The organism is Nonomuraea candida (assembly GCF_000725485.1).
Classification (GTDB): Bacteria; Actinomycetota; Actinomycetes; order Streptosporangiales; family Streptosporangiaceae; genus Nonomuraea; species Nonomuraea candida.
On sequence record NZ_JOAG01000006.1, the window covers coordinates 78,595 to 100,056 of the forward strand.

General features: G+C 73.7%; 20 protein-coding genes. 13 read left to right on the top strand and 7 right to left on the bottom strand.

Translation table 11 applies throughout. The features are described from left to right. Window positions 1-34 precede the first annotated feature (34 nt). Entirely contained in the window at window positions 35-1,243 is a 1,209-nt protein-coding gene (gene manD, locus IO39_RS05630) for a D-mannonate dehydratase ManD (RefSeq protein ID WP_043617064.1), read from the top strand. A 77-nt stretch (window positions 1,244-1,320) separates the two neighbouring features. On the opposite strand, the gene IO39_RS05635 is transcribed toward manD, so the two are convergent. Beyond that, window positions 1,321-3,486, bottom strand: coding sequence for a SpoIIE family protein phosphatase (locus IO39_RS05635; protein ID WP_211266900.1), 2,166 nt, complete (start codon window positions 3,484-3,486; stop codon window positions 1,321-1,323). Between the two features lie 298 nt (window positions 3,487-3,784). Further along, window positions 3,785-5,842, bottom strand: coding sequence for a heavy metal translocating P-type ATPase (locus IO39_RS05640; protein ID WP_043617067.1), 2,058 nt, complete (start codon window positions 5,840-5,842; stop codon window positions 3,785-3,787). 66 nt (window positions 5,843-5,908) lie between these two features. Here IO39_RS05640 and IO39_RS05645 point away from each other — a divergent pair, with 66 nt between their 5' ends. The 7 genes from IO39_RS05645 to IO39_RS05675 all read left to right on the top strand — a co-directional run bounded on the left by IO39_RS05645 (window position 5,909) and on the right by IO39_RS05675 (window position 12,603). Next, complete coding sequence (locus tag IO39_RS05645) at window positions 5,909-6,289, top strand: ArsR/SmtB family transcription factor (RefSeq protein ID WP_052422480.1); 381 nt, start codon at window positions 5,909-5,911, stop codon at window positions 6,287-6,289. Between the two features lie 288 nt (window positions 6,290-6,577). Beyond that, window positions 6,578-7,015 carry an ATP-binding protein gene (locus IO39_RS05650; protein WP_052422481.1) on the top strand — a complete coding sequence of 146 codons (438 nt, stop codon included), beginning with the start codon at window positions 6,578-6,580 and terminating at the stop codon, window positions 7,013-7,015. 136 nt (window positions 7,016-7,151) lie between these two features. Next, window positions 7,152-7,829 carry a class I SAM-dependent methyltransferase gene (locus IO39_RS05655; protein ID WP_043617069.1) on the top strand — a complete coding sequence of 226 codons (678 nt, stop codon included), beginning with the start codon at window positions 7,152-7,154 and terminating at the stop codon, window positions 7,827-7,829. Between the two features lie 83 nt (window positions 7,830-7,912). Next, window positions 7,913-8,695 (top strand): hypothetical protein, encoded by a 783-nt coding sequence (locus tag IO39_RS05660; protein ID WP_043617071.1) that lies wholly within the window; start codon window positions 7,913-7,915, stop codon window positions 8,693-8,695. Beyond that, window positions 8,692-9,822 carry a hypothetical protein gene (locus IO39_RS05665; RefSeq protein ID WP_052422482.1) on the top strand — a complete coding sequence of 377 codons (1,131 nt, stop codon included), beginning with the start codon at window positions 8,692-8,694 and terminating at the stop codon, window positions 9,820-9,822. The genes IO39_RS05660 and IO39_RS05665 overlap by 4 nt, the downstream gene beginning before the upstream one ends. Before the next feature lie 79 nt (window positions 9,823-9,901). Continuing rightward, complete coding sequence (locus IO39_RS05670) at window positions 9,902-11,329, top strand: hypothetical protein (protein WP_043617074.1); 1,428 nt, start codon at window positions 9,902-9,904, stop codon at window positions 11,327-11,329. Further along, complete coding sequence (locus IO39_RS05675) at window positions 11,326-12,603, top strand: AAA family ATPase (RefSeq protein ID WP_043617077.1); 1,278 nt, start codon at window positions 11,326-11,328, stop codon at window positions 12,601-12,603. The genes IO39_RS05670 and IO39_RS05675 overlap by 4 nt, the downstream gene beginning before the upstream one ends. A gap of 239 nt (window positions 12,604-12,842) precedes the next feature. Here IO39_RS05675 and IO39_RS05680 read toward each other — a convergent pair whose 3' ends face one another. Beyond that, window positions 12,843-13,772 carry a GNAT family N-acetyltransferase gene (locus IO39_RS05680; protein WP_043617079.1) on the bottom strand — a complete coding sequence of 310 codons (930 nt, stop codon included), beginning with the start codon at window positions 13,770-13,772 and terminating at the stop codon, window positions 12,843-12,845. Window positions 13,773-14,154: 382 nt separating this feature from the next. Continuing rightward, window positions 14,155-14,538: a winged helix-turn-helix transcriptional regulator gene (locus IO39_RS05685; RefSeq protein WP_052422483.1), complete on the bottom strand. Its 384-nt coding sequence runs from the start codon at window positions 14,536-14,538 to the stop codon at window positions 14,155-14,157. 122 nt (window positions 14,539-14,660) lie between these two features. On the opposite strand from IO39_RS05685, the gene IO39_RS05690 reads away from it, so the two are divergent. The 3 genes from IO39_RS05690 to IO39_RS05700 all read left to right on the top strand — a co-directional run bounded on the left by IO39_RS05690 (window position 14,661) and on the right by IO39_RS05700 (window position 16,408). Beyond that, window positions 14,661-15,128 (top strand): nuclear transport factor 2 family protein, encoded by a 468-nt coding sequence (locus tag IO39_RS05690; RefSeq protein ID WP_169789024.1) that lies wholly within the window; start codon window positions 14,661-14,663, stop codon window positions 15,126-15,128. Between the two features lie 214 nt (window positions 15,129-15,342). After that, on the top strand, window positions 15,343-15,888 hold the full coding sequence (locus tag IO39_RS58760; protein ID WP_043617085.1) for a TetR/AcrR family transcriptional regulator: 546 nt from the start codon (window positions 15,343-15,345) through the stop codon (window positions 15,886-15,888). A gap of 100 nt (window positions 15,889-15,988) precedes the next feature. After that, window positions 15,989-16,408 carry an ATP-binding protein gene (locus IO39_RS05700; protein ID WP_043617088.1) on the top strand — a complete coding sequence of 140 codons (420 nt, stop codon included), beginning with the start codon at window positions 15,989-15,991 and terminating at the stop codon, window positions 16,406-16,408. A 235-nt stretch (window positions 16,409-16,643) separates the two neighbouring features. Here IO39_RS05700 and IO39_RS05705 read toward each other — a convergent pair whose 3' ends face one another. From IO39_RS05705 to IO39_RS05715, 3 genes are read right to left on the bottom strand one after another with little or no spacing between them, the layout of a single operon-like run. After that, complete coding sequence (locus tag IO39_RS05705; RefSeq protein ID WP_043617090.1) at window positions 16,644-17,000, bottom strand: hypothetical protein; 357 nt, start codon at window positions 16,998-17,000, stop codon at window positions 16,644-16,646. Window positions 17,001-17,058: 58 nt separating this feature from the next. After that, entirely contained in the window at window positions 17,059-18,018 is a 960-nt protein-coding gene (locus tag IO39_RS05710) for a Ppx/GppA family phosphatase (protein ID WP_043617093.1), read from the bottom strand. A gap of 9 nt (window positions 18,019-18,027) precedes the next feature. Beyond that, window positions 18,028-19,257, bottom strand: coding sequence for a cytochrome P450 family protein (locus tag IO39_RS05715; protein WP_043617096.1), 1,230 nt, complete (start codon window positions 19,255-19,257; stop codon window positions 18,028-18,030). Between the two features lie 235 nt (window positions 19,258-19,492). Here IO39_RS05715 and IO39_RS05720 point away from each other — a divergent pair, with 235 nt between their 5' ends. Both IO39_RS05720 and IO39_RS05725 read left to right on the top strand, forming a co-directional pair. Then, window positions 19,493-20,308, top strand: coding sequence for a formylglycine-generating enzyme family protein (locus tag IO39_RS05720; RefSeq protein WP_043617454.1), 816 nt, complete (start codon window positions 19,493-19,495; stop codon window positions 20,306-20,308). 4 nt (window positions 20,309-20,312) lie between these two features. Continuing rightward, complete coding sequence (locus IO39_RS05725) at window positions 20,313-21,443, top strand: UDP-N-acetylglucosamine--N-acetylmuramyl-(pentapeptide) pyrophosphoryl-undecaprenol N-acetylglucosamine transferase (protein ID WP_043617100.1); 1,131 nt, start codon at window positions 20,313-20,315, stop codon at window positions 21,441-21,443. Window positions 21,444-21,462 lie beyond the last annotated feature (19 nt).

Consider the following 21,462-nt stretch of genomic DNA (forward strand, 5'->3'; position numbering starts at 1 on the left):
AGGTGAGAGCGAGCGTACCGGAGCGGGGGGCGGCATGAGGATCACCGACGTCGAGGTCCTGGTGACCAGCCCCGGCCGCAACTTCGTGACCCTGCGCGTCCGCACCGACGAGGGCGTGCACGGCCTCGGCGACGCCACCCTCAACGGCCGCGAGCTGGCCGTCGCGTCCTACCTGCGCGACCACGTCGCGCCCTGCCTGATCGGGCGCAACCCGTTCCAGATCGAGGACATCTGGCAGTTCCTCTACCGGGGCGCCTACTGGCGGCGCGGCCCGGTCACGATGACCGCGATCGGCGCGGTGGACATGGCGCTGTGGGACATCAAGGGCAAGGCCCTGAACGTGCCGGTCTACGAGCTGCTCGGCGGCGCGAGCCGGACCGGCGTGCTGGTGTACGGCCACGCCAGCGGCGCAAGCGCCGGCGAGGCCGTGGAGGCGGTCGGCCGCTACCTCGACCTGGGCTACAAGGCCGTGCGGGTGCAGGCCGGCGTGCCGGGGCTCACCGGCACGTACGGGGTCGGCCGGGGCGAGCTGTTCTACGAGCCCGCCGAGGCCGGGCTGCCCGCCGAGGACGTCTGGAGCACGGAGAAGTACCTGGCCACGGTGCCGTCGCTGTTCGCCCGGGTGCGCGAGGAGTACGGCGACGAGGTGCACCTGCTGCACGACGCCCACCACCGGCTCACGCCCGTCCAGGCGGCCAGGCTGGGGCGGGAGCTGGAGCCGTACCGGCTGTTCTGGCTGGAGGACGTCGCGCCCGCCGAGCAGCAGGAGGCCTTCCGGCTCATCCGGCAGCACACCACGACGCCGCTGGCCGTCGGGGAGATCTTCAGCACCGTTCACGACGCGACCCTGCTGCTGCGCGAATACCTCATCGACTACCTGCGCATGACCGTGGTGCACGGCGGCGGCATCACCCACCTGCGCACCGCGGCCGCCTACGCCGACGTGCACCAGGTGCGCACCGGCTGCCACGGCGCCACCGACCTGTCACCCGTCACCATGGCCGCCGCGCTGCACTTCGACCTGTCGATCCCGAACTTCGGCATCCAGGAGTACATGCGCCACACGGCCGAGACCGACGAGGTCTTCCCGCACGCCTACACCTTCGCCGACGGCTACCTGCATCCCGGGGACGCGCCGGGGCTGGGGGTGGACTATCGGGACGATCTCGCGGAACGGTATCCGTACCGGCGGGCGTACCTGCCGGTCAGCCGGCTGGAGGACGGCACGATGTCCAACTGGTGAGCGGGCGTGGCCGGATGGTGAGCGGGCGCGGCCCGGATGGTGAGCGGGCGCGGCCCGGATGGTGAGCGGGTGACGGGTCAGGGGCGGGTGCGGGCCAGGAGGAGGGCGACGTCGTCCTCGGCCGGCGCGTCGCCCAGCATCGCGTGGATCACCGAGCCGCACAGGCCCGCCAGCTCCACCGCTCCGGCCGCCCGCCCGGCCAGGGCGGCCCCGAGCCGGGCCATGCCCGCGTCGAGATCGGCCTGCCTGGTCTCGATCAGGCCGTCGGTGTAGAGGGCGAGCACGGTCCCGGCCGCCAGATCGAGGTCGAGGGAGCGGTAGGAGCCCAGGCCCAGGCCGATCGGGGTGCCGCTGGGCAGCCGCGGGAAGCTCACCTCCCCCGACGGGTCCACCACGGCGGGCGGCGGATGCCCGGCCGTCGCCATGGTGCAGCGCCGGGTGGCGGGGTCGTAGACGGCGTACAGGCAGGTCGCGCCGGCCGCCTCCGGCTCGGCGCAGGCGTCCACCGCCACCAGGTGGTCGAGGCGCGCGAGCAGCTCGGCCGGGGGCAGCTCCAGGTACGCCAGCGTGCGCACGGCGGTGCGCAGCCGGCCCATGGTGGCGGCGGCGTGGATGCCGTGCCCGGTCACGTCCCCCACGACCAGGGCGAGGCGGGAGCCGGGCAGGCGGATGGCGTCGTACCAGTCGCCGCCGACGCCTTCGTGCACGTCGGACGGCAGGTACCGGGAGGCCACCTCGACGGCGGCGCCGCCGGTCAGGTCGCGCGGCAGCAGGTCGCGCTGGAGCGCGAGCGCGGTGGTGCGCTCGCGCGTGTAGCGGCGCGCGTTGTCCAGGCTCAGCGCCGCCCTGGCGGCCAGTTCCTCGGCCAGGAGCAGGTCGTCCCTGGTGAACGGCGCCGGGTTGGCGTTGCGCACGAACACGGCGATGCCCAGCAGGTCGCCGCGCGCCTCGAGCGGGACGATGATCAGCGTGTGCATGCCGGTGCGGCGGATGATCCGGGCGCGGTCGGGGTCCTGGTCGAGCCAGGTGCCGGGCGAGGTGTCCAGCACGGCCTCGAAGTGCGGCCGCCGCGAGGCCATGACCGTCGTGAACGGCGAGCGCGGCGGCACGAACACCGCCTGCCCGACCGGCCAGAGCGACTCGGGGATGCCGTCGTGGACCGAGGCCACGCCCGCCCGCCGGAAGACGGGGATGCTGACCTCCGTGGCGGCCAGCCGCTGCAGCGGCTCGGCGTCGGGGAGCGCCGCCTGCGACAGGTCCACGGTGACGTAGTCGGCGAGGACCGGCACGGCCAGGTCGGCCAGCTCCTGCGCGGTCTTGCCGACCTCCAGGGTGCTGCCGATCCGCACGCTGGCCTCGCGGAGCAGGGCCAGGCGGTCGCGCGCCCTGCTGTGGCTGATGTCCAGCGCCAGCGAGCACACGCCCAGCGGCCGGCCGTCCATGCCCTCCAGGCGGAAGAGCGAGGTGGACAGCGTACGCTCGGCGCGCCCGTCGGGGGAGGTCCAGCGGGCCTCGCGGTCGATCGAGGGAGTGCCGTCGGCCAGCACCCTGCGCATCGCCTCCTGGGCGGCCTCGGTGTCCGTGCCCGGGATGGGGTCGGCCAGGGAGCGGCCGAGCCGGTAGTGGGGGAAGACGGTGTTCAGGCGCTCGGCGGCCGGGTTCAGCCAGACGCAGCGCAGGTCCCTGTCCCAGATGGCCATGGCCACGGGGAAGCGGCTGATGAGCGCGCCCAGCAGGGTGCCCGTGCCGCCGGACAGGTCGCCGGCGGCGGGGGTGGCCGCCACGAGCCAGGCGTCGCCGGCCTCGGCGGTGGACAGCGGGGTGATCTCGGCCCGCACCAGGAGCGGATCGCCGTCCCGCCGCCGCACCTCCACCAGCCCGGCCCGCTCCTCCCCCACCGCGAGCCTGCGCCCCTCCCCCGCCCCGGACCTCCGCTGCTCCCCTTCCTCGGGCGCTCGCTGCTCCCCTTCCCCGGAACCTCGGTGCTCGCCCTCCGGCCCTCGGTGCTCGCCTTCCTCCGGCCCTCGGTGCTCGCTTTCCCCGGGACCTGCGGCGGGGTGGCCGGTGCGGTCCTCGTGGCCGGCGGGCGGGAGGAGGATCGTGGCGGAGCGGCCGAGTACGGCGGTGGCGGGGTAGCCGGTGAGCTCCTCCGCGGCCCGCGTCCAGCCGATCACGACGCCTTGCGCGTCGATCACGGCGACCGCCGGGAACGCTCCTTCTGACGTGCTGCCGGGTGCGCCCATGTGATCACCCATCCGCGCTCGAAATCGAGCCTCACCGAGCCCAGAATAGCCGCGCCGACCTGCGCGGATCGCCCCCTTGACCAAGCCTTGTCCCGACATATGCGCACACGCGCCCCTCACCCCCGGCCACCCCCGGGCCCGCGCCACATCGCCCGGCTCGGAGGGGGCCGGGTTCGCGACGGGGCGCCCTCGTTCGCGGCGCGGTGGCCGGGCGCGTCACGGGGCCGCCTCGTTCACGAACGCGGTGGCCCGGTGCGTCACTGGGGCCGCCTCGTTCACGGCGTGGGGCCCGGGCGCGTCACTGCGCGGCCTCGTTCACGGCGCGGCGCCAGGCGGCGTCGCGGAGGAGGCGGAGGCCGTTGAGGCCGACGATGATCGTGGAGCCCTCGTGACCGGCCACGCCCAGGGGCAGGGGCAGCTCGCCGAACAGGTCCCAGGCGACCAGCACCCCGATGAAGGCGGCGGCGATGACGAGGTTGGCCACGACCAACCGGCGGGCGCGGCGGGCGAGGGCGATCACGGCGGGCACGGCGGCGGGCTCGTCGCGGGTGATGACGGCGTCGGCGGTGTCCAGGGCGAGGTCCGCGCCGGTGCCGCCCATGGCCAGGCCGGTGTGGGCGGCGGCCATGGCGGGCGCGTCGTTGACGCCGTCGCCGACGAGCGCCACGCGGCCGCCGTCCGCCTGCAGCTCGCGCACCGCGGCCACCTTGTCCTCCGGCAGCAGCCCCGCCCGCACGTCGTCGATCCCCACCTCGGCCGCCACCCGGCGCGCCGCGGCGGCGTTGTCCCCGGTGAGCAGGACCGGCGGGGCTCCGGTCAGCTCGCGCAGGCGGGCGACGGCGCCGGCGGCTCCCGGGCGTACCTGGTCGGACAGGGCGAGCACCCCCGCCGGAACCCCGTCCACCAGCACCACCACGGCGCTGTGCCCGTCCGCCTCCATCGCGGCGACGACCGCCCGCACCTCCGCGTCCACCGCCGCGTCATCCGGGCCGCCCGCCTCGCGCACCGCCGCCCCGTCAGGGCCGCCCGCGGGCGTCGGGATGGGGGTGGGGGCGGTGGGCTCGGGCGTCAGCAGGCGGGACGGGCTGCCGACCGCCACGTGACGGCCGCCGACGAGGGCGCGGACGCCGCGCCCCGGCACCGAGGCGAACTCCTCCGCCTCCGGGACGGTGAGGCCGGCCTCGATCGCGGCCCGTACGACGGCGCGGCCGAGCGGATGCTCGGAGCCGCGTTCCGCCGCCGCGGCCAGGGCGAGCAGCTCGTCCCCGGTCAGGCCCGCGCCGGGCAGCGTGCGGAGGCCGCCGAGGCGCGGCCGGCCCTCGGTCAGGGTGCCGGTCTTGTCGAAGGCCGTACGGGTGACGGTGCCCAGTCGCTCCATCACCACAGCCGACTTGACCAGCACCCCGTGCCGGCCGGCGGTGGCGATGGCGGCCAGCAGCGGTGGCATGGTGGCCAGCACCACCGCGCACGGCGAGGCCACGATCATGAACGTCATCGCCCTGAGCAGGCTGTCCTGCGCCGCGACCCCGAACAGCAGCGGGATCGCGAACAACGCGACGGTGGCCGCGACCATGGCCACGGAGTAGCGCTGCTCGACCTTCTCGATGAAGAGCTGGGTCCTGGCCTTGGTCGCGCTCGCCCGTGCCACCATGGCCACGATCCGGGCGATGACGGTGTCGGAGGCGGAGCGGGTGACGCGGACGCGGAGCGCGCCGGTGCCGTTCAGGGTGCCGGCGAACACCTCGTCGCCCGGCCCCTTGTCCACGGGCAGTCCCTCGCCGGTGATGCTCGCCTGGTCCACCTCGCCGGCGCCGCCGATCACCTGCCCGTCGGCGCCGATCCGCTCGCCGGGGCGCACCAGGATCAGGTCGCCGGGCCGGAGCTCCGCCGCGTCCACCGTCTCCTCCCCCGCCGCCGTCAGCCGGGTGGCCCGCTCGGGGGCGAGGTCCAGCAGGCCGCGTACGGAGTCCTCGGTGCGCTTGGTCGCGACGGCCTCCAGCGCGCCGGAGGTGGCGAAGATGACGATGAGCAGCGCGCCGTCGAAGACCTGCCCGATGGCGGCGGCCCCGATCGCGGCGACGACCATGAGCAGGTCCACGTCCAGCGTGCGCTCGCGCAGGGCGCGCAGGCCCGACCAGCCGGGCTCCCAGCCGCCGGCGGCGTAGCAGGCCAGGTAGAGGGCCCACCACGACCAGGGCGGCGCGCCGGCGAGCTGCGCGATGCCGCCGAGCGCGAACAGCGCGGTGGCCGCCGCCGCCCAGCGCACCTCGGGCAGCGACCACGCCCCCGCCCACCACCCCGTTCCGCCCCGGCTCGCGGTACGCGGCGCGGGGGCGGTCTCCAGATCGATTGTCACGCTGGCATCGTATATGCGCATACACGCAGATAAGCAAACAGGGGGGCCCGGGGCTATGCTGGCGGCATGCACACGTCGCTGCCGGACTTCGACATGCCCACCGAGGAGCAGGTGCATCTGGCCGCCGAGTCGTTCCGGCTCCTGTCCGACCCCACCAGGATCAAGATCCTCTGGGCGTTGCTGCAGGGCGAGTCCTCCGTCGCCTGCCTGGCCGAGCTCGCCGACGCCGCCCCCGCCGCCGTCAGCCAGCACCTCGCCAAGCTGCGCCTGGCCGGGCTGGTCAAGGGGCGGCGCGAGGGCACGTTCGTCTACTACACGGCGGCCGACGAGCACGTGCGCCGCCTGCTGACCCAGGGCCTCTACCACGCCGACCACCTCGACCGCGCCGACTCCCACGACGGGAACGGCCCGCCCGAACCGGCCCGCACCCCCGGCCGCTCCCGCTGACCCGGCCACCCCCGCTGACCCGGCCGCCCGCCGAACCGGCTGCCCGCCGAACCGGCCGCCCGCCGAACCGGCTGCCCGCCGAACCGACCACCGGAGCCGCCCCACGCTCGACGGTCACCGGCCGCCCGCACGTGCACGCAAGACTTCCGGCGGCGATGGGCAGCCGTGCGACCTGCGGGTTCACGACGAGATCGGTGATCGTTCCCGGCGCGGGGTTTGAGGATCTCCCGCGGGGAAAGCACCTGGAGGGCCCGTGGACTCTCCCGGCCCTCGACGGGCGAAACGATCATGGATATCGAGTGTGAACTGCGCTGTCCCATCACGGCCGACCTCGGCCTGGTCCGGAGCCTGCTCCGCATCCACGCCGGTCACGGCGAGCTGCCGCTCCGGCGGCTGGAGGATCTGGTGCTGGCCGTGAACGAGGCGGTCACCAACGTCCTCGACCACGGCGGCGGCGCGGGCACCGTCACCGCGCGCACCACCGGCGAGCGGATCGTGGTGGAGATCCTCGACGTCGCCGGCGGGCTGACCCACGAGCACCTGGCGGCGGCCGAGCTGGACCCGACCGCCTCGCACGGGTACGGCCTGTGGATGATCCAGCACCTGTGCGACGAGGTCACGCTCGAACAGACCGCCGCGGGCTCGCTGCTGACCCTGGCCGTGCACCGCCACCCGGCCGCCGCCACCCTCCGCGCGGCGGAGCACCCGCTCCTCCAGCCGGCCTGACCCCGCACCGGCGAGGCCCCCGGCCACGAACCCCGCTCCTTCAACCGGCCTGACCCCGCACGGGCGAAACCTCCGGCCACGAACCCGCTCCCCCGACCGGCCTGACCCCGGCGCCCGGCCGGGCTAGTTTCGTACCATGCGCAACACGGGAACGGGCCCCGGCCCCATCACCCCCGACGGTTCCCCCGTCGACTTCTACAGCCTGCTCGACCCCACCGGCGAACCCGAGATCGTCGCCCAGGTCACCCCGCCCGGCGGCTCCGTCCTGGAGCTGGGCGCGGGCGTCGGGCGGGTCACGCACCCGCTCGTCGCCCTCGGCTTCCAGGTGGTGGCCGTGGACGAGTCCGCCGAGATGCTCGCCCGGGTGCGCGGCGCCCGCACCGTCCGGGCCCGCGTGCAGGACCTGCGGCTCGGCGAGCGCTTCGACACGGTCATGCTGGCCTCCCAGCTCGTCAACACGGCGGACGAGAGCCACCGGCAGGACCTGCTGGCCGCCTGCGCCCGGCACGTCAAGCCGGGCGGCGCGGTGCTGATCCAGTGGATGCCCGCCGAGGCGCACGACCGCTGGCACGTCGGCATGGGGCGCCGCGACGGCGACATCTCGATCACGATGGCGGCCGTCGAGGAGGTCTCACCCGGCGTGTACGAGGCCACGATGCGCTACACGCACGGCGAGGACCAGGTGTGGACCCAGTCGTTCTCCTCCCGCCGGCTCACGGACGACGACCTGGCCAGGGCGCTGGCGGCCGAGGGGCTGCGGCTGAACCGCTTCCTCACCGAGGACCGCACGTGGGTGGCGGCCGTCCTCAGCTGACCGCCTTTACGCTGTAGATCACACGATGGCGTCGATCTCACCAAAATACTGGAAAATACTGGGACTATTGGTACGCTCGCGCCATGAGTGACCGGCTGGACGATCTCGAACGGCGGATCGACGAGCTGCGGGCCGGCGTACGCAAGGCGATGCGGGTCAGGGACGGCGCGACCGCCCGCGTCCTGCGCGCCGAGCTGCGCAGCGCCGAGCGCGCCTGGGACGCCCTGGTGAGCGGCGAGCAGCCGCGCGCCAAGGAGGAGCCCCAGGCCCCGCGCGCGGGGCAGGTCACCGTCCGCGAGCAGGTGCACCAGGGGCTGCGGCTGCTGGGCGCGGCCGCCCAGCCGAGGCTGATCGTGGCCGTCAGCGACGCGTTCTTCGGCGGCACGATCCGCAGCAGCCGGCTCACCAGCCTGCGCAGGGACGAGGAACGCTCGTTCCGCTCCTCGCCGTTCGGGCGGCCGTACTATCTGTGCGCCGCACTCACCGACCGCCTCTCCCCCGCCCGCGGCCTGCTCACGCTCAGCACCTGGCCGCTGGAGCGGCGGGTGGTCGGCCCGCTCAGCCCCCGCGTCGACTTCCTGACCTGCGCCATCGCGATCGCGGAGCAGGAGTCGCAGGACGAGCGGGCGGTGCGCTTACTGGTCAGGATGGCCAGGAACATCCCCGGCGCCACCGACGGCAGCCTGGGCCCCCCTGACCCGGCGCGGGTCGTCGAGGCGGCCCGCGCGGAGCTGCGCGTGCACGCGGAACGCGACACGCGGGATCGCGCCGAGCTGGCACAACGCGCCGTCGCGCAGCTCGGTGACGCCGCGCGGCTGTTCGGCGCCGCTACGCTGAGCACGATCAAGAAGGAGAAGGCGGAGTGAGCGGCTTGAAGCGCGAAGGCGACCACGTGCACCGGCTGGAGGCGTTGCGCGGCATCACGCCGCAGCAGCCGCACGACGCGCGCGCCATCGCGGCCCTGGCCGCGAACCCCGGCTGCACCCGCCGCGCGCTCATGGACGGCGCCGGCATCGACAAGGACGCCGCCGCCCGGCACCTCGGCTTCCCCGCGCCGTTCGGCCAGTCGCCGTTCGCGATCACGCGCGGCAACATGTTCGAGGCGCTGGTCAAGGCCGACGGCTGCGCCGAGCTGCTGCGCATGCTGCGCGAGCTGCTCGGCCTGCCGGTGGCCGAGGTGTCCTACCACGACGTGGAGAACGTCGGCGCCCACCTGCGCCACGCCCACACCAGGGCGCTGATCGACCGGGCGGCGCGCGAGGGCCAGGACGCCGGCACCCTGTACGACCATCCGCTGCTCAGCCTCGACATCGCCGGCCACACCGCCTACCTGGAGCCCGACGTGGTGGCCTTCCAGCTCGGCGGGCGCTTCCACATCGTGGAGATCAAGTCGTTCGCGGTGATCGACGGGCAGGCCGACCCGTCGGCGGTGGCCGCCGCCGCGCGGCAGGCCGCGGTCTACGTGCTGGCGCTGCGCAACCTGCTGGAAGAGCTGGGCCACGACCCGCTGAAGGTCTCCCACGACGTGGTGCTGGTCTGCCCGGAGAACTTCGCCAACCGGCCGGTGGCGACCCTGGTCGACGTACGCAAGCAGCTGGCCGTGCTGCGCCGCCAGCTCACCCGGATGACCACGCTCGACCGGCTGCTCGAAGAGCTGCCCGACGACCTCTCCTTCGACCTGCGCCCCGACGAGGACGGCCGGCCCACCAGGCCGGTGGCCGAGCTGGCCGACGCGCTGCGCAGGACCACCGCCCGCTACGCGCCCGACTGCCTGTCCGCGTGCGACCTGTGCTTCTTCTGCCGCGACGAGGCCCGCCAGGAGGGCGCCTCCGACCTGCTCGGGCGGCAGGTGCGCGACGAGCTGGGCGGGGTGGCCTCGGTCGCCGAGGCGCTGGGCCTGGCCGACGGCACCCGCGACCCGGCCGAGGGCCAGGAGGAGATCGCGCGGCTGCTCCGCAACGCCGAACGCCTGCGCAGGGAGTGCCTGAATTGATCCCGCCGCCGACCGTGGACCCGCCGCGCGGACGTCTCGTCCCGCCGCCGGCCACCCGTCCATCGCGGAGCCGACCGTCATGAGCCTGCTCACCTCGCTCGCCCGGCTGCGCGCCCTGGACGAGGGCATCGCGCAGCCCATCGCGACCGTCAGGCACTTCCACCTGTCCCAGCGGCCGATGGTGTTCATCCCGCTCAAGCTCTCGGGCGAGGCCGCAGCGCCGCTGGCCGCGATGCTCGGCTCCGACCGCGAACGCCCGCACCTGTTCGTGGTGACCCAGCCGCGCAACCGCGACCTGCGCTTCGCCTGGACCGCCGAGGTGGCCGGGGTGCTGCTGCCCTACATCGAGTCCTTCACCAACGACACCGAGACGGTGGAGCGCAGGAACGCCGACCCCTACGAGCGCGCCCTGGACGCCCCGCAGATCATCGTGCCCAACCAGGCCGGCGTGGCCTTCACCCGGCTGCTCGGCCGCTCGACGCGGTTCCGCAGCACCGAGGGGCCCTACCCGGTGCCGGAGTCGGTGCCGCTGCTCGGGCGGTGGCTGACGTACTTCGCGGAGCGGGCGGCGTACCCGGGCTCGTCGCTGATGCCGGCCGCGACCGAGGAACTGGGCCGCCACTGGGCCAGCGGGCAGAGCGGGCTGGAGGACGCCAACCTGGCCGCGCTGCTCGGCTGGATCACCACCGGGCCGAGCGACGAGGCCGAGGACCCGCTGATCTGGCCGCCCGCAGGACCGGCGACCGACCCCGGCTTCGACGCCGAGGTGCTGGCCCCGGCGATCGAGAGCGAGTCGGCCGAGCGCATCACCGAGGCGCTGCGCACCCAGCTCGAACCCACCTGGCGGCTCATGTGGCAGGCGATCGACCTGCTCGCCGCCCTGCCCGAGGGCGCGAGCGTGGCGCAGCGGTGGGAGCAGGACCGCGGCTCGTTCAGCGGCATGGCGGTGCACATCTCCGAGGGCGCGCCGCCGCAGGCGCGGCGGGACGGCGCGGTGGCCGCCGCGGCCAAGCTGGCCCGCATGGAGCGCGCCCAGGCCGCCTACGACGTGCAGCGCGCCTACGACGACCCCCTGGTGATGGCCGAGTACCGGCTAACCGGCGAGGCGTTCGCGGGTGAGGTGGTCGAGACGGTGCCCGACAACACCGAGGGCGAGGGCCGCTCGCGCAAGCTGCGCCCGCTGGTGGTGATCAAGACCGACGATCCCGTCCTGCTGCCGCCCGGCACCTCGCTGGGCACCCCGCAGCGCCGCGGCCAGGGTGCGGAGCTGGTCGAGGCGGGCCAGGGCCTGGTCACCCTCAAGATCACCAAGGGCATGGGCCGGGGCAAGACGCCCGCGCCCGGAGCGGTGCCCGAGATCGGCGAGCGGGTCTGCTACACCTCGCTGACCGACGACTTCCAGGGCTCGCCCGCCCTGCCCGAGGCCGAGGCCACGCCGTGGACGCACGGCGGCCCGCCGCAGGAGTACGTGCCCGACGACGAGGACGCGCAAGAGGAGTGGTCATGACCGACAGCCCGGAGCAGGTCATCCAGAACGTCCTGGCCGACCTGCCCCGGCACCGCGGGGTGGTGGTCGACTCGCCGCCCGGCGCGGGCAAGTCGACCCTGGTCGTCCGCGCCGCCGCGCACATCGCGGCCACCGGCGAGCCGCTGATGATCGTGGCGCAGACCAACGAGCAGGTCGACGACCTGGTGGCCAGGATCGTCGACAAGCATCCGCACCTGACCGTGGGCCGGCTGTCGGCGAGCGGGTACGTGCCGCCGCTGCGCATGCTGGAGCTGCCCGGCGTCCGGGTCGGCACCCGCATCCAGGACCTCGGCGACCCCGACATCGTCATCGCCACGGCCGACAAGTGGGCGTGGATCGGCGACCGGGTGTGGCCGTGGGCGATCGTGGACGAGGCGTACCAGATGCGCTCGGACAAGCTGCTGCGGATCGCGGGGCTGTTCGAGCGGGCGCTGTTCGTGGGCGATCCCGGGCAGCTCGACCCGTTCTCGATCGTGGACGGCGACCGCTGGTCCGGGCTGTCGTGGGACCCGTTGCAGAGCGCCGTGTCGGTGCTGCTGCGGCACAACCCCGACCTGCCCGTGCACCGGCTGCCGGTGTCGTGGCGGCTGCCCGCCTCGGCCGCGCCGGTGGTGTCGCAGGCGTTCTATCCCTTCACCGGGTTCCGCTCGGGCACCGGGCACGGGGACCGGTGGCTGGAGCTGTCGACCGGCGGCATGGGCACCGTGCACGACCGGGCGCTGGAGGAGGCGGCCCGGTCGGGGTGGGCGCTGCTGGAGCTGCCGAACCGGCACACGGTGCGCACCGACGGCGAGGCCGTGCAGGCGGTGGCGCTGCTGGCCGCCCGGCTGCTGCAGCGCGGCGCGACGGCCGGCTCCGAGCAGGGCGAGCGGCCGGTGACGGCGGACCGGATCGCGGTCGGGGCGGCGCACCGCGACCAGGTGGCCGCCATCAGGGCCGCGGGCCTGCCGCCGGAGATCACCGTCGACACGGCCAACCGGCTGCAGGGCCGCGAGTACGACGTCACGATCGTGCTGCACCCGCTGTCGGGGCGCAGGGACGCCACGGCCTTCCACCTGGAGTCGGGGCGGCTGTGCGTGCTGGCCTCGCGGCACCGGCACGCGTGCGTGGTGGTGGCCAGGGCGGGCATCGCCGAGCTGCTGGACGCCCACCCGTCGGCGGAGCCGGTGCAGCTCGGCGTGCCGGTGAAGTTCCCCGACGGCTGGGAGGCCAACCAGTCGGTCCTGGAACACCTGTCCCGGCACCGCGTCTGAGCAGCACCGCATCTGAGCAGCACCGCGTCTGAGCGGCACGGCTCCGAACGGCAGCGGTCTCGAACAGCAGCGGTCTCGAACGGGCAGCGCGTCTGAGCGGCACGGTTCGAACGGCGCGGTCCCGAACGGCACGGTCCCGAACGGCGCGGTCCCGAACGGCGCGGTCCCGAACGGCACGGTCCCGAACGGCGCGGTCCCGAACGGCACGGTCCCGAACGGCACGGTCCCGAACGGCGCGGTCAGAGGCGGCGGCGCCAGACGTCGATGGCCATGACCCGGTGCATGCCGGCCGACTCGTACAGCCCCAGGGCCGGGGTGGTGTTGTTGGAGTCGACGTGCAGGATCGTGCCCTTGCGCCCGCGGGCGGCGTCGGCGGCGAACGCGTGCCGCAGCAGGAACCGCCCGAGCCCCCGCCCGCGGAACTCGGGCAGCACGGCCAGGGTGGCGACGTACCCGCAGCCCTCGTCGGGCAGGAACTGGTCGCTGCTGATGAGCACGGCGGCCGGCCGGCCGTCGAGCCTGGCCAGCGCGAGCCGGCTCCAGTCGGTCGTGCTCATGGCCTGCCTGCGCTCGTACCACTGCTCGTAGGTGACCGGGACGAAGCCGAAGTGCTCGGCGAACCCCTCCTGGTGCACCCGGTACGCCTCACGCCGCACCTCCTCGCTCTCCCCGGAGTGCAGGGTGAGCCCGGGGGGCGCGGCGGGCGGCTCGACCGGGCCGTGGTGGTCGATGCGCATGCGGTGGTAGCTGGTGCCGGGCTCGAAGCCCAGCTCCCTGGCCTGGGCCCGCTTGGCCTCGTCGGCGCGGTAGACGCCGGCGTGCAGGGTGACGGCGTCGTGGCCGAGCTCGGCGCCCAGCTCGGCCGCGCGGGCGAGCACCGCCGACCACAGCCGCCCGGCCAGGTCGCGGACGCCGGGGCGGACGATCACCTCCACGTCCAGCAGGTCGCTCTCGCCGTTGCGGCACACCCAGGCCCAGCCGTCGAGCCGGCCGCCGGGACCGCGCGCCAGCCATCCGTCCCTGTCGCGGTCGAAGCCCGGCTCCACCAGCTCGTCGGCGATGTCGCCGAGGGTGGTGTCCGGGATGCCGATCACGGCCGTGTTGCAGGTCGCGACCAGCTCGTGGATGGCCTCGGCGTCGTCCACCCGGGGGCGGCTGATGGTGTGCATGCGCTGGATTGTGCCCGGTATGTCGCTCGAACGCCTCTGGTTTTCCGTCCACCCCCTTGACGACCTTTGCTTACTTGCCGACCGGCAAGCGTAGAACGGATGCCTCCGGAATGCGGCAGAGACGGGCCGTGCTCTTGATCGCCGGTCGCCGAACTCCTTGCTTCACGCTGGTTTGTAATGGTTCCGGAGGGTTTGGGTGGGCGTCGATCGATCGGACGGCGTACCCGAGGTTCGCGCGGGCCGTGTCGGCGCGGGAACTGGCGGAGGTGTTCACTCCGCCGGCGGTCGAGGTGGAGTGGGCGCGCGGCAAGACGCAGGATGAGATGACCAAGGTATTCGCCGTTGTGGCACCGCACAGGCCTTGGTGTGCTCTGGCAGTTGCCTACCGTGACCGAGGGGCTGGGGTGGTCGAGCCCCACTCCCACAGCGCCTGCAGGACCGGTGCGAGGGCGCGGCCGCGTTCGGTGAGGGCATAGCCCACTCTTGGCGGCCAGCCCGGCTTGCGGTGGCGGTCGAGGGCGCCGGCCTCGACCAGTTGGGCCAGCCGGTCGGTGAGGACCTTGTCGGAGAGCGCAGGCAGGGCCTGTGCGAGCTGGCTGAAGCTGCGCGGGCCGTGCAGCAGTTCGAGGATGACCAGGGCGGTCCACCGTCCGCGCAACGCGGCGAGGGCGATCTCCACCGGGCACGACGGGTCGGGCTCGACCACCGGGCCCGGGCAGCTGTGCAGGAGCTCGGTCGCTGTGTAGCTGACCGTTTGGTGAGCCACGTAGGGCCTCCTTAGTGTTGCCGTCACATCCCAGCATGCAGGGCCGGGAGCCGGCCCCGGACATCGGGTGCGGCATGTCCGCGCAACCGGCCAGGCGACCATTCAAGCGGAGGAGCGACGTGGTGCAATCCATTGAGAAGATAGCGATCGCGGAGTTGGTGACTCGGCTCTTTCATGCGCTGGACGCGCGTGATTGGGAAACGATCGGCGCACTGGCGACGGATCACGTTGATCTTGATTACCCGTCGAAACAGGGTGGTGCGGAACTGGTGTCCACAGACGATTTCGTATCGGGCCTGCAGAGTTTCCTTCCTGGCTTCGATGCTACGCAACACCTGCTGGGTCCGGTCGTGGTCGAACTGGGTGAGGAATCCGAGGCGACGGCGCGGTTTGACGCCCGTGTCACGCACCTGATCACCGAGGCCGCCGATGCCCCTATCTGGGTGATCGGCTGCCACTACACGCTCGGCCTCGAACGGCGAGACGGTGAGTGGAAACTGTGCTCCTCCCGTGTCCGGGTGCTGTACGAGGAGGGCAACCGCGACCTGGAAGCCGCAGCGCGTCAACGGGCGCAGCAATCGTCCCAATAGCTGCTTCCCCCTGGGGACGTCTCCCGGGGCAAACGCTTCCGACCTCGGCGATCACAGCGCTGGGAGGTTTGGCGGGTGGAGAATGACGTTGGCGTCATTTCCGCCGGAGGCGATCGCCCGGACTCTGGCCTCGCGGCCCGTTTCCGCCGTATTCCGGTGTCCCCCCTAGAATGAGGGCACTTACTTGCCGGCCGTCAAGTAGGAAAGGTGTGACGTGCGGGAAGACACCCGGAGCCGGATCCAGGAGGTCGCGCTGCGCCTCTTCGCCGAGCAGGGCTACGAGGCGACCTCGCTCCGGGAGATCGCCGAGGAGCTGGGGGTCACCAAGGCCGCCCTCTACTACCACTTCAAGACCAAGGACGACATCGTGGCGAGCCTGGTCGACAAGCGCCTGGCCGAGCTGGACGCGCTGCTCGCCTGGGCCAGGGAGCGGCCGAGGACCCCGCAGACGCGCGGCGAGCTGCTCGACCGTTACGCCGAGACCATCCGGGCCGGCCGCCGGCTCGGGATCGCCCGCTTCATGGAGCGCAACCAGACCGCGCTGCGCGACCACCCGACGATGATCAAGATCCGGGAGCGCATGAGGGAGCTGACGGCGGAGATCAGCGGCCCTGACGCCTCCCCCACCGAACGCGTCAGCCACGCGCTGGCGCTGTTCGCGGTCCACGCCGGCAAATGGCTGGTCAAGGAGGGGGACCTCACCGAGGAGGAGCTCCACAAGGCGTGCCTGGAGGTCGGCCACCGCCTGCTGGAACCGTAGGATTTCGGCCGCTTGGCCCCGAAACGGACGATTGGGACAGTGATTCCGGGGCAGGAGGGTCGCACGCATCCATACGGGAGGAGGCGCAGTGGAGGCTACGATGGCGCTCCGACTGCCCAGGGATGCGGCGAGCGTCCCGCTGATCAGGCAGATGCTGGACGGCACGCTGCGCTCGCTCGGCGTCGATCCGCAGGTGCGCGATGACATCGAGCTCATGCTCACCGAGGCGTGCTCCAATGTGATCAAGCATGCGGCACCGAGTGACGACTACACGGTCAGCGCGTCCGTCCACGACCATCTGTGCGTGATCAAGGTGATCGACACGGGCGACGGCTTCGACCCGCGCAAGCTGGAGGAGCCCGACCCGAACGCCGAGCACGGGCGCGGGTTGCAGATCATGCGAGCGCTCGCCGACGACATCCGGTTCACCAACAGACGAGAGCATGGGGCCGTGGTCTGCCTGGAGAAGCGCCTGCGGTACGCGCCGGGCGCGGCGGGCCAGCACCTCATGACGACCTGATCGGCCGGGCCGGCCCAGTCCCCCTGGGCCGGCCCGCTCGACCAGTCCGGCCCTCACAGCGCCCCCGGCCCTTCCGACCGGCCTGCCCTCTCAGGGACCCGGCCCTTCCGGCCGGCCTGCCCTCTCAGGGACCCGGCCCTTGCAGCCGGCCCGCCCTCTTAGCGACCCCGTCCCGGCACGTCCGGCCCGCCGGACCCCTCAGCCGGCCCGGACCCAGGGCGGCGGGCCCGGCCCGCTACGTCCTGGTGTGGCGTTCGAGGGGCCGGTGGTGGAAGCGGGAGCCCCAGGGGTTGCCGTCGCCGCCTCCGGGCCGCCTGGGGCGGGCGCCGCCGAGCAGGAAACGGCGGCGCACCCGGGGCGTGACCCCGCTCAGCTCCGCCCGCCGCCGCTCGGGCGCCCGCTCGTCGCTGAGCTTCAGCGCCAGCCGGGCCTCTCCCCGGGTCAGCCTCCGCCACAGCCTGCGCCACCTGGTCATCGAGGCGGCCATCGTGAGCAGCACGACCATCCCGACGGCCGAGATGAGCAGCACTGCCGCGACGATGAGAATCAGGACGACCGCCAGGGATCCGATCGTGCCGAGCAGGGTCATCATTCGGCAAAAAATGCCCGCCAACCAGCACTTCATGCCAAGGAACGGGGATAGATCGAGCTTACTCCGGTGCGCCGTTGAGCTGGTCGAGCCGTCCGGGCAGGATGTCGAGCCGGCGCAGTATCACTCCCTCGCGCAGCGCCCACGGGCACACGTCGAGCCGGTCCACCTCGAACAGGTCCATCGCCGCGTCCGCGACCAGCGCCCCGGCGGCGAGCTGCGCCGCCCGTCCCTCGGACACGCCGGACAGCTCGGCGCGCTCGGCGGCGCTCATGGCGGTGAGCTTGGCGGCCCAGTCGGCCATGTCCTGGCGCGACAGCGAGCGCGAGACGTAGGGCCCGTCGCTGGAGGGCGCGGCCCCGGCGATCCTGGCCAGCTGCTTGAACGTCTTGGAGGTGGCCACGGCGCGGTCGGCCGTGCCGTACCGGACGACGTCGCCGACCGTGCGGGCGATCTCGGCGCGTACGTGCTTGCGCAGCGCCCTGACCTCCTCCGCCGGCGGCGGGTCGCCGGTGAACCAGTCGCGCGTCAGCCGCCCGGCGCCCAGCGGCAGCGACACGGCGACGTCGGGCTCCTCGTCCACCCCGGCGGCGATCTCCAGGGAGCCGCCGCCGATGTCGAAGGCCAGCAGCCGCCCCGACGACCAGCCGAACCAGCGCCGCACGGCCAGGAACGTCAGCCGGGCCTCGTCGCGCCCGGACAGGACCTCGATGTGCACGCCGCAGCGCTGGTCGATCTCCGCGAGCACCTGCTCGCCGTTGGCCGCCTCGCGCACGGCGGAGGTGGCGAAGGCCAGCAGGTCCTCCACCCCCTTGTCCTCGGCGAGGTGCACCGCCTCCTCGACGAAGTTGCCGAGCCGCTCGATGCCCTGCCTGCCCAGCTGCTGCTCCTTGTCCAGGTGCTCGGTCAGGCGCAGGTCAACCTTGTGGGAGTAGGCAGGCATGGGCCGGGCGCCGCGATGGGCGTCGACGACCAGTAAGTGGACGGTGTTCGAGCCGATGTCCAGCACGCCGAGTCGCATGGCAAAACGCTACCGGTCTGCGGCTTTCACGGCGAAACTGAGGGTGAAGTGGTCGAGTGCGGCGGGCATGGGATCCTCCAGCCCGACCGACGGCGTGACCGAGCGCTCGCGCAGGATGGCGTCCAGCAGGCAGGCCGAGGTGAACCGCACCAGCTCCGCCCCCGCGCAGGCGGCGAAGCCCGCGCTGAACGGCACCCCTCCCCAGGTGTCGCCGCCGCCGTCCAGCCACAGCTCCGGACGGTAGGCGTCGCCGGCCTCCGCCCTGTTGACGTACGGGCTGTAGATCACCACCGTGGCGCCCTCGGACAGGCCCCACGGGTTGGGGCCGGTGACGTCGCGCAGGATGGCGAGCGTGGTGGGCCAGAGCCGGACCGACTCCAGCACCGCCGCCCGCAGCTCCTCGTGACCCGGCCGGGCCGGCGGGCGCGTGGCGAGCAGGGCCAGGGCGCGGTAGGCGGCGATGGCGCCGGCGTCGAAGGCGAACAGCCAGTGCGGCACCTGGCCCTCGGCGTGCACGTCGGAGCCGGCGTGCACGCGGGCCAGCACCCCGGCCAGGCTGCCCGGCTCGGCCCGCGCCAGGTGCCCGGCCAGCCGCCTGCGGAAGGCGTTGTGCACGTCGGTGCGGCGCCCGCGCAGGTAGGACCAGTTGGCGTCGCCGCGCAGCCGGTCGAGCTGCCTGGTCAGCGTCACGTCGTCGCGGGCGCCGTCGCCGAGCACGACGCGGCGCACGATCCGCCCGTGCGCGGCGTGGAAGCGCGGCCAGGTCAGCGTGCCGTGGCGGGGCAGCGTGGCCGCCTCCTCCGCCACGACCCGGGCGAACGGGGCGGCGTCGGCGCCGAGCACCCGCTCGTTCAGCTCGCGCCGCCGGTCGCGCAGCTCCGGTTCGGGGGTGATCAGCACGGCGTCGGGCTCGAAGTGGCCGAGCGCGCCGCGCTTCTCCCTGCTGGCCGGCGTGAAGGCACGATCCTCCAGCACGGCGCGCACGTCGTGCGGGGCGAGCGGCAGCACGACCGGGGCGCGGCCCGGCACCCGCACCAGCAGCGGCCCGTCGCCGTGGGCGGCACGCAGCCGGCGCAGCAGCGCGATCGCGCGGCGGTCGGCGCCGGTCAGCGTCGTCAGCCGCACCATGAGCGGACGGCGCACGACGACGCCCTGCGCCAGCGTCGGCAGGGCCAGCAGACCCCCCAGGGCCAGCGCCTGGGCGGGCGTGACCGGGCACGGCCGCGTGATCGTGGACATGCCAGAGGGACTACCCTTCGTTGGTGTCGTGACACCGTTTGGGGGATCTTTGAGCGCTTGTTGTGGCCCGAGCCGCGGCACGTCGGCGGGGCCGTCCCAGGAGGCCGTGCGGCTCGGTGACCTGCGGCTGGAGGCCGCCGCCGCCGGGCCCGCCACCGGCGGGAGCCCGGGTGCCGGGGCCGCCGGGGCCGCCGGGGCCGCCGCCGCCGGGAGGCGGGGGGTGGCGCCGCGGGGGATGGTGCGCATTCCCGGCGGCACGTTCCTCATGGGGGGCGACGACCCCGACGGCCGGCCGGAGGACGGCGAGGGGCCGGTGCGCGAGGTGCGGCTCGAACCGTTCCTGATCGACCCGACGTGCGTGACGAACGCGCAGTTCGCCACGTTCGTCAAGGAGACCGGCTACGTCACCGAGGCCGAGCGGATCGGCTGGTCGTTCGTGTTCGCCCAGTTCGCCACCACCGGGATCATGGACGCGAGCGTGCCGGGCGCGCCCTGGTGGGCCGGGGTCGAGGGGGCCACGTGGCGCTCGCCGGAGGGCCCGGGGTCGTCGATCGGCGACCGCCAGAACCACCCCGTCGTCCACGTGTCCTGGAACGACGCCACCGCGTACGCCGCCTGGGCGGGCAAGCGCCTGCCCAGCGAGGCGGAGTGGGAGATGGCGGCCAGGGGCGGCCTGGAGCGCAAGCGCTACCCGTGGGGCGACGAGCTGGCGCCCAAGGGCCGGCAGCGGTGCAACATCTGGCAGGGCCGCTTCCCGACCGCGCCGAGCAAGGGCACGGTGCCGGTCAAGTCGTTCCAGCCCAACGGCTACGGGCTCTACAACGTCTCCGGCAACGTGTGGGAGTGGACGGCCGACTGGTGGGGCACCGAGTGGGAGCCGTACGCCGACAACCCGGCCGGGCCGGAGCGGGGCACGGCGAAGGTGATCCGCGGCGGCTCGTACATGTGCCACGACTCCTACTGCAACCGCTACCGCGTGGCCGCGCGCACCTCGAACACGCCCGACTCGGCGACCGGGCACACCGGCTTCCGCTGTGCGGCCATACTCTGATCGCATGTCACGAACCCTGCGACTGTTGATCACCGGCGGCGGCACCGGCGGTCACACCTATCCGGCCCTGACGACCCTGTCGGCCGTCCAGCGACGTCAGGTGCCGCACGACGTGCTCTGGGTGGGCACCGCGAACGGCCTGGAGGCGCGGATCACGGCCGAGCACGGCATCCCGTTCAAGGCGATCACGACGGGCAAGCTGCGCCGCCGCCCCAACCTCAAGGAGCTGGGCACCAACGTCGCCGACGTGTTCCGCATCCCCGTCGGGGTCTTCCAGGCGGTCGGGCACGCCGCCCGCTACCTGCCCGACGTGGTGCTGTCGACCGGGGGTTACGTGGCGGTCCCCATCGGGGTGGCGGCCAAGCTGATCCGCCGGCCGCTGGTGATGCACGAGCAGACGACCGTGGTGGGCCTGGCCAACCGCATCCTGGCCAGGCTGGCGACCAGGATCGCGCTGTCGCACGAGTCGTCGCTGGAATATCTGCCCGCCTCGGCCAGGGCCAAGGCCGTGGTGACGGGCAATCCGATCAGGCCGGAGCTGCTGCAGGGCAACCGGGCGGCGGCCTACGACCTGTTCGGGCTGACGTTCGAGGTGCCGCTGATCTACGTGACCGGCGGTGCGCAGGGCAGCAAGCAGATCAACACGCTGATCGCCGAGAGCCTGCCGCGGCTGCTCCCCCACGCCCAGATCGTGCACCAGTGCGGGCCGGCCTGGATCGACCAGATGCGGGCCGTGCCGCTGCCGCCCGACCTGGCCGACCGCTACCACCCGGTGCCGTACGTGGGGGGCGAGCTGGCCGACCTGTTCGCCGCGGCCGACGTGGTGATCTCGCGCAGCGGCGCCGGCACGGTGTCGGAGCTGACCGCGATCGGCAAGCCGTCGGTGCTGATCCCGCTCATCCCGACCGGCGGTGACGAGCAGCGCAAGAACGCCGGCTACCTGGCCTCGGCGGGCGCGGCACGGGCCCTGCTGGAGCCGGGCCCCACGGCCGACCACCTGCTGGCCGAGCTGATGCCGCTGCTGGCCGACCCGGGGCTGCGGCAGGCCATGGGGCACGCGGCCGCCAAGCTGGGCCGGCTGGACGCCGCCGACGCGCTGTGCGACCTGCTGCTGCAGACCGCCCACTACGCCTGACCGCCGGCGCTCGGCGCGG